Genomic DNA, 9,144 nt, shown 5'->3' on the forward strand with positions numbered 1-9,144 from the left:
CTTTCCGGTCCCCGGCGGCGGCGATCTCACACGCTGGCGCTCTAGCGTTAAAACTCTGTCAGCTGGCTGCCGCCAATGGCCGAGATGGGGTGGCGGACGGTCGGCTTATCGGCGGCGAGCAAAGAAAGTGCCGTGTCGGAAATGCAGGGCCATGGCAGCACGCCGTTCATTAAACCTCCCCGCGTAATCTCGCCCCTATGTCCACAAGCGCCTTGCCCACAATGACCAAATGAGCCGGACTATTTAGGTACGGATACAGTTGGAAGCGCGCAGCAAGCAACCCCTGCTCGGGGCCACCCATCGCCTCACCAAGAAATATCTGCAACGTGTGCCCGTCGATATCCTCAATCGGCGCTGTGAATGGATCGTCACCCACATACTCTGCAACGTCATCGGATCGGTTGAGGATCAAATCAGTCAGGAATGGCTCAAACGCATCTAGTCCAAATTTGGCCGCCGCAAAGGCATGCGCAGTTTTCGCGAGTGATCGCAGGTAGTGAAGGCGGTTCACGTCACCGGTCTTTACAGCAACATGGTTTGCGCCTGTTTCCGCTGCGACCTTTCGACATAAAGTGTAGGCAACTTCCTCATCAACGAATGACCATGGACGTCCACTTTCGATGGCTGGGTCTATCGGATCACGGAGGCGTCGTGGCATAGGAGAGGCCCACAAGTGGAATGCGATTGGGGCCTCATTGATGGGTATAGAGCGAAAGCCCAAATCCCTTATCACTTGCCTTTCGGTATTCACCTCGACGAAATGCAGGTCCGCATGGGTAGGCCTTTCTTTCGGTCGGTGTGTAGGTGCGTCAACTTGCGCCCTGAATACGCCCAGCTGCTTTTTTAGGACTTCTTGCTCATATCGCTGGATGATGTTCTGACAGGTTTCGCAGCAGGATTTTTCAAGAATGATCGTATTGGCTGCGAGTGCGTATGGGATGACATGCTCGTTTCTGAGTTTGCCCTGATCGCTTCCGCAGTAAATGCACTTGCCGGGAGATTTGATGCGAAGGGTTTGCCCCTTGTTGAGTTCAAAGACGGATAGTTCCATTTTTAGCTAGTGCACCCTATACTTCTCGATCTGATCGCTTCTTACGCCATTAGGAAGCTTGAACAAATGGCGGATTTAGGGAGATCGAACAGTCCTCGCCAATGGGCGCGCCTGATAGGGGCCCCACAAGTCCCGCCCTCTACCCCACTGCCGACAACCCCCGGCGGCACTCGTCCCGCCGGGCCGCCTTGCGGTTTGGGCCGCGAACGAACTTGCCGCTTGCTGGCAGAGAGAAGGCCATGGCGCAACCTCCAAAGTCGGCTTGGCAATGGCAATCCGCAGGGCTTTGGTAGGTCAGATTTGTTAACGTGCTAAAGGACCTTTACAAGCACGCCGTTCCGCGCCTATAAGAGATGCGCCTTAACGCGCTTACAGGAAAACATCCAATGACCGTTTATGCCTACGTCCGCGTCTCGACTGCCCGGCAGGCCAGCGAGGGCGAGAGCCTTGACGTTCAGCAGCGCCAGATCAGCGGTTACGCGCTTATGCACGGTTTGGCCGTCGACGAAACAATGATCGAAGAAGGCGTGTCAGGTTCGGTCCCGGTCGTGGAGCGCCCGGCGGGCGCGGCGCTGTTTGCCAAGCTGAAGGATGGCGACGTTGTCATTGCAGCCAAGCTTGACCGGCTGTTCCGTTCGGCAATCGACGCGCTCCACGTTCAGCAGGTTTTGCGCGCCAAAGGTGTGAGATTGCATTTGATCGATCTTGGCGGCGACATTGCCGGCAACGGCTTGTCGAAGCTGTTCTTCACAATTGCATCGGCATTCGCTGAAGCTGAACGGGACCGCATCCGTGAGCGCATAAGTCAGGTGAAGGCCGACCAGCGCGAGCGGGGCCGATTTCTCGGTGGGGCGCGCCCATTTGGCTACCAGATCGCTGACGACGGCGAACTTCTCGAAGATGCAACCGAGCAGAAGGCCATCTCCAGAATGCGCGAACTTCGTGGCCAAGGTCTGTCTCTTCGCGCCATTGCCGAGGCCTTGGCTGAGGACAGAATTGCGCTCTCGCATGTGGCCGTGAAGAAGGTACTGCAGCGCAGCGGTAACGCGGGAACGGCCGAGCTTGAAGAGACGGCCACAACGGCGGGGCAACCGGCACTCAGCACTCGCTGGTAGCCAACTCGAAAACGGCCTGCGCCGGGCCACCGGAGGCCGCGCAGTTGGTCGAACGCCTTGGTCGGCCTTCGGGCACCGGTTACACCGACCGCACCTCTAGGCAGCCCCCCTAGTTCATGCGCTTTGGCGCGAACTTGGCCTGCCACTCCTCAAGGCTCATCGTCTTGGCCTCGCCCGGCTCACGCATTGGGCGGCGCAGCGTCGTGGCGACTTCGGCTTTATCAACTATCAGCCCGAGCAGCTTCGCCTTCCCCATGACGGCCGTCACGCCAGCCCCCGGCTGGCCGAGCTTCGTGGCCAATTGCAGCATGTGGTCAAGCTCAGCGACGAGGCTGTCGACGGTGACTTCCGAGCGCTTTGCAGCCTTGGCTTGCAACTCGGCTACGAGGGACCGCACCTGAACTTTTCTGAACAACCGTGCGGCAGCCACCTCAGCGGCATTGCCGCGCGCCGTGTAGCCAGCCTCAATATAGGCTCGCGATTGCGGTAGGCCCTCGGCGAGACCAAGACAGAACCGCTCCTGCCTTATGTTCAATTTGGCATGTGGCATGGTCGTGTCAGGATACCGTCCTTATGTGGGGCCGTTTATCATTTCAGCGCGATCTTTCCATACATCCAACAGCATTTTGGCTTTGTCCTCCTCGGAGAGGGCTTTGCGTCCAATCATTTCGGCAATTTCAAAGAACATCTCAACAGTGCGATCGATGCGGCCAAACGCAAGCGCTTCAGCAAGTACCGCCCCGTGTATAATTGGATGCAGGGTCATAAAATCAAGTCCTGATCTGGCAAACTCGTCCGTGAGTTCGCGTTGGACCCGTTGCGCCTCATCGATTGCTTCCGAGGTCGCTCTATATGCGGTGCTAGTCTCTTTTACAGGATCACCCCGCCCATCGACCGAGACTGGCTCATATAAACCACTCCGGATTATTGCCACTGCGCAGTCTTTGGATGAAAGCCTCTCCTTCATTGCTCTGCGACAAATGTCGTCTAGACCTTCTTGGTCGCCTAAGGCTTTAGCAATCTGCTCAAGGTTCAGTCCCGTAATTTTATGGTGCTCCACCACCACGTTGGCCCAGTAGCCGGCGAAATCCCACAAGCGTGAATTCGCAGTGAACGCTCTTCTGATGCTATTGAACATACGCGCTTTCCTCTCGAAATCCGACCATGCTGGAATTGGGTGGCTCTCTCTTCACGAATGCATCCCCGTATGGTGTGTCCTCCTCCGGCTGCGTCTATCAAGACCCGTCTGCCGCCGGATGTGCAAGACGGAAAAACCGGAAAAACCGTTTTTGTCGGACGCCTCTGCCAAAGGCCCATTCAACGGACGGAAAGGACATTTCTCTCAGAAATGTCCGTCCTCGCCGGCCCGTTTCCGTCCATCGAATGCCATCAAGGAGGTCACTCGGCGGTCCAGCCGGGGCACTTGGGGCACTTGCGTCCTATATAGACGTATAGGTGCTGAAAGCTCGCTCGACGACATCACTACGTCCATTATGGAGGGAAGTGCCCCAAGTGCCCCGAAACGCATTTTTCAGTCCCATGTGATGCGAATTCCGAGGTAGCCGCGAATGCCCTCGCGCTTGTGCGGATAGATGCCGGCGCGCCCAGCGAGCGCGCCAACAAGTTGCTTTTGCGTGCCGGGATTTTCGCCAGTCCGCAATGCGAACTCCTTCCATGACGCGAACAGCCGTTGTCGACTTTCAAAGCCATCGGCAACGCGCTCGGTGCATTCGTCGAGCCAAGCGCCGATGGTGTCCTCGCCGTCGAGATATTCCTGCGTGGCGGCCAGCACGGCAGGCGGCGGCGACAGGCCGAGCCGCCGCCAGTGTCCGGCACCCTCGATCATCCATGCCAGAATGCCCGGCCATTCGTCCCTAAGCCGGTCGGAAAAGCCGAGGATGCGCTTGTCGTCCGGAATGCGAACGATGAAAGGGATCATGTGGAAACGCCGCCTGAACGCGTCGTCGACGTTGGTCAGGGCCGGTTTGTTGTTTCCTGCAATCATCAGCTTGAACTGCGGCGTGTATTCGAAAAAGTCCTGCCGCATGTATCGCGCCGAGATGCGGTCTCCGCCGGTCAGCGTCTTGATACGGGTTTCGTCCCAGCTGCGGCCCTTGGCCGTTTCAATCGACGTCACCAGCCGTGCGCCCTGCAGGGCGGCGAGATCGGTAGGGTGGCGGTCGGACGCCGAGGCCGTAAAAGTATCGATGCCGGCGGTCTTGGCATAGTCGCCCATGACGCCGGATATGGTTTCGATGAAGGTCGACTTGCCATTCCCGCCCGGTCCCCACAGAAAGAACAACGCGTGTTCCACCGTGAGACCGGTCAGGCAGTAGCCGCACACGCGCTGAAGGTAGTCGATCAGTTCGCCGTCGTCGCCAGTCACGAGAGCTAGAAACTCCAGCCACAGCGGGCAGCCGTCGCCGGGCCCGACCGCCGTCGACTTGGTCATATAGTCGCCGGGTATGACGCGGCGGCTGCAACCGTCGGCATCAAGCTGGACGACCTCGCCATCGCAATTCAGCGCCATCGGGTCTTCGTCCCACTGGTCGACTACGGCTGCGAGCGCCGAATCCGAGCGGGCAAGCGCGACGACGGCTGCAACGGTCTTGGCCGATAGGATCCTCCCCCCATCTCTGGGCGGCGCGCTGGCGGCATCGTCGCGGCACAGGGCACGCGCATAGTTATACACCGTCAGGATCTCGTCGGGTGCCCAGACGACGCCGTCAAATAACATCCAGCGCGACCAGCCGTCGACGTAGCGGGTTCGCATCGCATGGCGGCGGGCGAACTCGAGCGCCAGCGCCTCGTCGGTGTGTTCTTTGACGGTGTCCAGTTCGGCGACGGCGTGGATGCGGCTTTCGTCCTTCACGTCCACACCCCCTTTTGCCGTCGGCGGTGGCGACGTTCCCTCAAGGTGTCGTCGGTGCCTTCAGGTGTTGCCGGCCAGAACGATGGTTCCTGTTTCGGAAAACGCTTGCCATTCACCGCCCAGTAGCGCCGGCTCTCCTTGCGTGCCGCAGCGGCAACAGCGATGAACAGCGCCGTGACGGTAATGTCGGGCAGCTTGCTGCTCATCGCGATCTCCATCGCGGAACGGCGAAACCGGGCGGTAAGGCAACAAGGCGATGATCGAGCCGCCAAGCGCGGACCGCAGCAGCTTCGATAGAACGCCCTTCGCGTGCCAAAGGCGCGAGCGATGACGCTGGATGCACTGGCACCAGACCAAGCGTGGAACGGCGAGCATTCAGAGCGCAAAAACTCGCCGCTGTTGATCGACGGATGACGTGGCGCGGCTCGCCATCGTCGGGATCGAGGACGGATAGGTCGTGGGGCGTGCGCATCGTGCGGCCTCCTTGAAAAGGCCGGAAGCTTGACGACGCTTAAGTCGAGACTTATGTTTCGGGCTCTGAAGCCCCGAACACCCAAAGTCCCGAACCCGCTGTGGCCCGTCAAGCCCGGCGGGTTTTCGTTTATGCGGCCCGCCTGTTCGGGCCGCTTGGGGCTTCGGGCAGCGAATTGAGGTACCGTTCAAGGTCAGTCCGCAGGATCAACGTCCTGCCTTCCGACTTGCGCGGGATCAGCGCGCCAGACTTGAAACGGCGATAAAGCGTCGTCTCCGAAAGACCCGTCGCCCTGACGGCTTCCTTTACGGTAAAGCTGAGCTTTTCGTCTGACATGAAACTGGCTCCATCCAAATGCCAAGGCCAAAAGAATTGCCAAGGCATGGAACCACATGGCGACGACCGGGTAACTAAACCCATTACGCGGATCGGGTTCACCTCTCCCGTTCACCCCAGCATCGATAGACATATTCACGCGTTAGATGATAGCGCTCGGCAGCTTCGAGGACGCCGGCATCGGTGCCCCGGCCATCGCGCACGGCGGTGTCCACGACGTTGAGGATGGCCGCCTTGGCATAGATGTTCTCACGCGTGCCGCGATCCCGGCCCTTGATCACAGCCACGAACGCATCCGCCAGCGGATGCCCGCTATCGGGAACGAACAGCGCTGCCGTCAGCTGCAAGATGTCCTTCGGCGGATTTTCGGAACGCAGCACCTCCACCAAAGCCCAGCGACATTCGTATTCGAGAAAGCTGCCGTGTGGCGGGAACCAATGCACCGGCAGTTCTCCCTGCACCCGTTCTTCGGGAACGCCGCGCAACAGCAGTCGCGCCTTCATCTCGCGGGATCTCAGGAAGTGATGCGGGTATTTTTGCCCTTCGGCGGCAATGACGGCGGCAAGGTCGCGACCGATTTCCTCAAACCGGTCGAGGTCTTTCTCGCTGCGGGCCTGATCCTGTTGCTTCCGCAAGACGGCGAAATTCGGCGATCCGCCTTTCGGAGCGTGTTTTTTTGCCATGCGCCAGCACCTTGCGCGCACCAACGGAAGGCGCAGGGAGCCCGTCGGTGCAGGCCGGGGTTCGGGCCGTCGCCCTATCCCTGCCCGGTCATCCTGCCACCGGCGCGTCGGCTGATCCAGCGCGACGGAACTCCAGCACCTTGGCACCGCCGCGTGCCAGGAAAGCCGCCCACGCCTCCATCAACTTGCGGCGCTTGGCGAGTGCGGTCGAGCGGCGGTAAGCCTGTTCGGTGGCATCGCCGATGCGATGAGCCAGCGCCGCCTCGGCGAGTTCGCGCGGGAAATTGGTCGCGTCGCCGGCCCAGTCGCGGAAGGAAGAGCGAAAGCCGTGCGGCGTGACCGGCTTCACCTTAAGCCGGCGCAACAGCATCTCGATAGCCGTTGCCGACAGCGGACGGCCAAGGCGCTGGCCGGGGAACACGAAGTCATTCTGGCGCGTCTCGGCCAATTCCTTGAGGATGGTGGTCGCACGCGGCGACAACGGCACTTCATGCGGCCTCCCTGCTTTCATGCGCTCGGCTGGAACCGCCCAAACCGGCCCCGTGCCTGCTGGGTCGAGATCGATCTCTGACCAGCGGGCATTCAGCACTTCGCCGGACCGGCCGGCGGTGAGAATTAGGAACTCCAGCGCGCGAGCCGCCATCGCCTCGGCATTGCCGAGGCGTCCGACGAAGGCCGGCACCTGCGAATAAGGCATCGCAACATGGTGGCCGCGTTGCAGCTTCTGACGCTTCGGCAGCAGCGCGTCGAGGTGGCCGCGCCATTGCGCTGGATTCTCGCCCGAGCGCCAGCCCTTGGCCTTGGCGAAGGCCAGGACGCGCTCGATGCGGCCCCTTAGCCGCGACGCTGTCTCGGCCTTGCCTTGCCAGTGCGGCTTAAGAGCCTTTAGCACATGCTCGGTCCCTATGGTCGAAACCCGCATCGGCCGCAATTGCCGGCAATAGGTGTCACCGAGTGTCATTTCCCATTGCGCCTTGTGCTTTTCGTTCCGCCAGCCCAATTTATTGTCGGCAAGGAAAAGATCGACGCATTCGGCGAAGGTCGGTTCTTTTTCCTTGCGGCTGTCGGCGAGCGGACTCCGGCCGGCGTCGACGGCCTTGCGGCAGGCTTCCGCTTTTTCGCGGGCATCGGCGAGCGAGACAGTCGGGTAGGCACCGAGCCCCATGACAGTACGCTTGCCATCGCTCTTCCACATGAACACCCATGACCGCGACCCGCTCGCTTCAACTTGCAGATAAAGGCCGCCGCCATCGGAATGGCGTCCCGGTTTGGTTTGGGCCTTGACGTTACGGTCGGAGAGCTTGTTGAGGCCACGCGCCATTTCTCTTGCACCTTTACTTGCACCTTTGAAATGGCATTGTATAGCAGAACATGAAAACGTACAAAGCCTTTTGAGGTCAAGAAGCCCGGAAATCCCGGCTTTCTTGATAAGCCGTGAGCAACCCTGAACGTAAGGTATAGCGGACTCCCTCTCCGCCATTGCTAAATTAATGATATCATTGGTTTTAAATCAACGCCATTTCTAGCCAGTGCCCCACACTGGTGCCCCAATCATTTTGTTGAGTGTATCCATTGAACTAGTTCACAGTTACGTCGAGCACCATCAGGGACTCGCCTGATTCATCGAGCTGAAGGTCTCTTGAGTCCCCGGCCCGAAGCCGCTCCACGGGTAACTCAACCAATGAAGTCTGCGCCCCCCAAATTTCAGGAGAGGGTGGCTCTGAATTCTTGATCCCCGCCAAGGCCTCTTAAGCGGTCCGCCTCTGTCTCCGACGCAAATGCAATCAGATAAAGCTTGCCATTAGAACGATGTTGAAACTCATAAAATAACCCGGTTACCGGCAAGGCCTGGCCGATTTTCCCTCGATCTAAGGGAAAGGGCTCCCTTGCTCTAAAATTGATATGATATGCTGAGACATAGAAGAACGTGCCTGCCGGGCTGTCGGCGATGCTGCGCCCCGTTTCTAGTGGACGCAACGGCCGTAGGGAATTTGTGGACCGAATAGCGGAAATAACGCCGGGCAACTTTTGAGCCGTTAGGCCGTGAGACACTTGGACACCTCGAAAAACCTAGCAATCGAGAACGCATTTTGATTCACTTCGCCTGGTGATTTGCACGGAGGCGTTGGATGCGAGGCCAGGCTGGGTTCTGGGATATTGACGAGCGCTATGTCCGGCTGAGCGAGGCCGGCGATCCACTGGAGAAGCTGAACGCGGTGGTGCCTTGGGAGGTTTTCCGGAAACCGCTGGCCAAGGCACTGAAGCGCTCCGATGGCGCCAAAGGCGGCCGGCCGCCCTTTGACGCGGTGATGATGTTCAAGGTCCTGGTTCTGCAGGCGCTCTACAGTCTCTCGGACGATCAGGCCGAGTTCCAGATCCAGGACCGGCTTTCCTTCATGCGCTTCCTCGGGTTGGGGCTCGGCGACAAGGTTCCCGACGCCAAGACGATCTGGTTGTTTCGGGAGCACCTCACGCAGGCCCGGGCGGTGGAGAACCTGTTCGCCCGTTTTGACAAGCACCTCACCAAGGCCGGTTATCTGGCGATTGGTGGCCAGATCGTGGATGCCACGATCGTGGCGGCGCCGAAGCAACGCAATTCCGATGCTGAAAAGGCC

General features: G+C 59.6%; 11 protein-coding genes. 2 read left to right on the forward strand and 9 right to left on the reverse strand.

Annotated elements, in window-relative coordinates; all coding sequences use genetic code 11:
- Positions 1 to 47: 47 nt before the first annotated feature.
- Together IQ26_RS41185 and IQ26_RS34440 are read right to left on the reverse strand one after the other, a co-directional pair.
- On the reverse strand, positions 48 to 170 hold the full coding sequence (locus tag IQ26_RS41185; RefSeq protein ID WP_276316459.1) for a hypothetical protein: 123 nt from the start codon (positions 168 to 170) through the stop codon (positions 48 to 50).
- The gene (locus IQ26_RS34440; RefSeq protein ID WP_145722836.1) at positions 170 to 1,051 is read right to left on the reverse strand and encodes an HNH endonuclease; all 882 of its coding nucleotides are present in this window, start codon (positions 1,049 to 1,051) and stop codon (positions 170 to 172) included. The genes IQ26_RS41185 and IQ26_RS34440 overlap by 1 nt, the downstream gene beginning before the upstream one ends.
- A gap of 386 nt (positions 1,052 to 1,437) precedes the next feature.
- Between IQ26_RS34440 and IQ26_RS34445 the strand changes: the two genes are divergently transcribed.
- Positions 1,438 to 2,166 (forward strand): recombinase family protein, encoded by a 729-nt coding sequence (locus IQ26_RS34445; RefSeq protein ID WP_145722837.1) that lies wholly within the window; start codon positions 1,438 to 1,440, stop codon positions 2,164 to 2,166.
- A 109-nt stretch (positions 2,167 to 2,275) separates the two neighbouring features.
- On the opposite strand, the gene IQ26_RS34450 is transcribed toward IQ26_RS34445, so the two are convergent.
- The 7 genes from IQ26_RS34450 to IQ26_RS34480 form a co-directional block, all read right to left on the reverse strand.
- Positions 2,276 to 2,716 (reverse strand): terminase small subunit, encoded by a 441-nt coding sequence (locus IQ26_RS34450; RefSeq protein WP_145722838.1) that lies wholly within the window; start codon positions 2,714 to 2,716, stop codon positions 2,276 to 2,278.
- A 21-nt stretch (positions 2,717 to 2,737) separates the two neighbouring features.
- The gene (locus IQ26_RS34455) at positions 2,738 to 3,304 is read right to left on the reverse strand and encodes a hypothetical protein (RefSeq protein ID WP_145722839.1); all 567 of its coding nucleotides are present in this window, start codon (positions 3,302 to 3,304) and stop codon (positions 2,738 to 2,740) included.
- Between the two features lie 393 nt (positions 3,305 to 3,697).
- Positions 3,698 to 5,038, reverse strand: a complete 1,341-nt coding sequence (locus tag IQ26_RS34460; protein ID WP_162458157.1) for a phage/plasmid primase, P4 family — start codon at positions 5,036 to 5,038, stop codon at positions 3,698 to 3,700.
- Positions 5,035 to 5,244, reverse strand: coding sequence for a hypothetical protein (locus IQ26_RS34465; protein ID WP_145722841.1), 210 nt, complete (start codon positions 5,242 to 5,244; stop codon positions 5,035 to 5,037). The genes IQ26_RS34460 and IQ26_RS34465 overlap by 4 nt, the downstream gene beginning before the upstream one ends.
- A gap of 395 nt (positions 5,245 to 5,639) precedes the next feature.
- Positions 5,640 to 5,846: a helix-turn-helix domain-containing protein gene (locus tag IQ26_RS34470; protein ID WP_162458158.1), complete on the reverse strand. Its 207-nt coding sequence runs from the start codon at positions 5,844 to 5,846 to the stop codon at positions 5,640 to 5,642.
- Between the two features lie 98 nt (positions 5,847 to 5,944).
- Positions 5,945 to 6,529: a hypothetical protein gene (locus IQ26_RS34475; protein WP_145722843.1), complete on the reverse strand. Its 585-nt coding sequence runs from the start codon at positions 6,527 to 6,529 to the stop codon at positions 5,945 to 5,947.
- Positions 6,530 to 6,617: 88 nt separating this feature from the next.
- Entirely contained in the window at positions 6,618 to 7,850 is a 1,233-nt protein-coding gene (locus tag IQ26_RS34480) for a tyrosine-type recombinase/integrase (protein ID WP_145722844.1), read from the reverse strand.
- An 808-nt stretch (positions 7,851 to 8,658) separates the two neighbouring features.
- Here IQ26_RS34480 and IQ26_RS34485 point away from each other — a divergent pair.
- Positions 8,659 to 9,144, forward strand: a 486-nt coding sequence (locus IQ26_RS34485; RefSeq protein WP_145722845.1) for a transposase, incomplete at its 3' end; no start/stop codon positions are given.

The organism is Mesorhizobium tianshanense, assembly GCF_007830515.1.
Classification (GTDB): domain Bacteria; phylum Pseudomonadota; class Alphaproteobacteria; order Rhizobiales; family Rhizobiaceae; genus Mesorhizobium; species Mesorhizobium tianshanense.

Excerpts from the sequence above, each read along its gene's own strand:
- IQ26_RS41185 (WP_276316459.1), bottom strand. The coding sequence starts at position 170 with ATGAACGGCGTGCTGCCATGGCCCTGCATTTCCGACACGGCACTTTCT.
- IQ26_RS34440 (WP_145722836.1), bottom strand. The coding sequence starts at position 1,051 with ATGGAACTATCCGTCTTTGAACTCAACAAGGGGCAAACCCTTCGCATC.
- IQ26_RS34445 (WP_145722837.1), top strand. The coding sequence starts at position 1,438 with ATGACCGTTTATGCCTACGTCCGCGTCTCGACTGCCCGGCAGGCCAGC.
- IQ26_RS34450 (WP_145722838.1), bottom strand. The coding sequence starts at position 2,716 with ATGCCACATGCCAAATTGAACATAAGGCAGGAGCGGTTCTGTCTTGGT.
- IQ26_RS34455 (WP_145722839.1), bottom strand. The coding sequence starts at position 3,304 with ATGTTCAATAGCATCAGAAGAGCGTTCACTGCGAATTCACGCTTGTGG.
- IQ26_RS34465 (WP_145722841.1), bottom strand. The coding sequence starts at position 5,244 with ATGAGCAGCAAGCTGCCCGACATTACCGTCACGGCGCTGTTCATCGCT.
- IQ26_RS34470 (WP_162458158.1), bottom strand. The coding sequence starts at position 5,846 with ATGTCAGACGAAAAGCTCAGCTTTACCGTAAAGGAAGCCGTCAGGGCG.
- IQ26_RS34475 (WP_145722843.1), bottom strand. The coding sequence starts at position 6,529 with ATGGCAAAAAAACACGCTCCGAAAGGCGGATCGCCGAATTTCGCCGTC.
- IQ26_RS34480 (WP_145722844.1), bottom strand. The coding sequence starts at position 7,850 with ATGGCGCGTGGCCTCAACAAGCTCTCCGACCGTAACGTCAAGGCCCAA.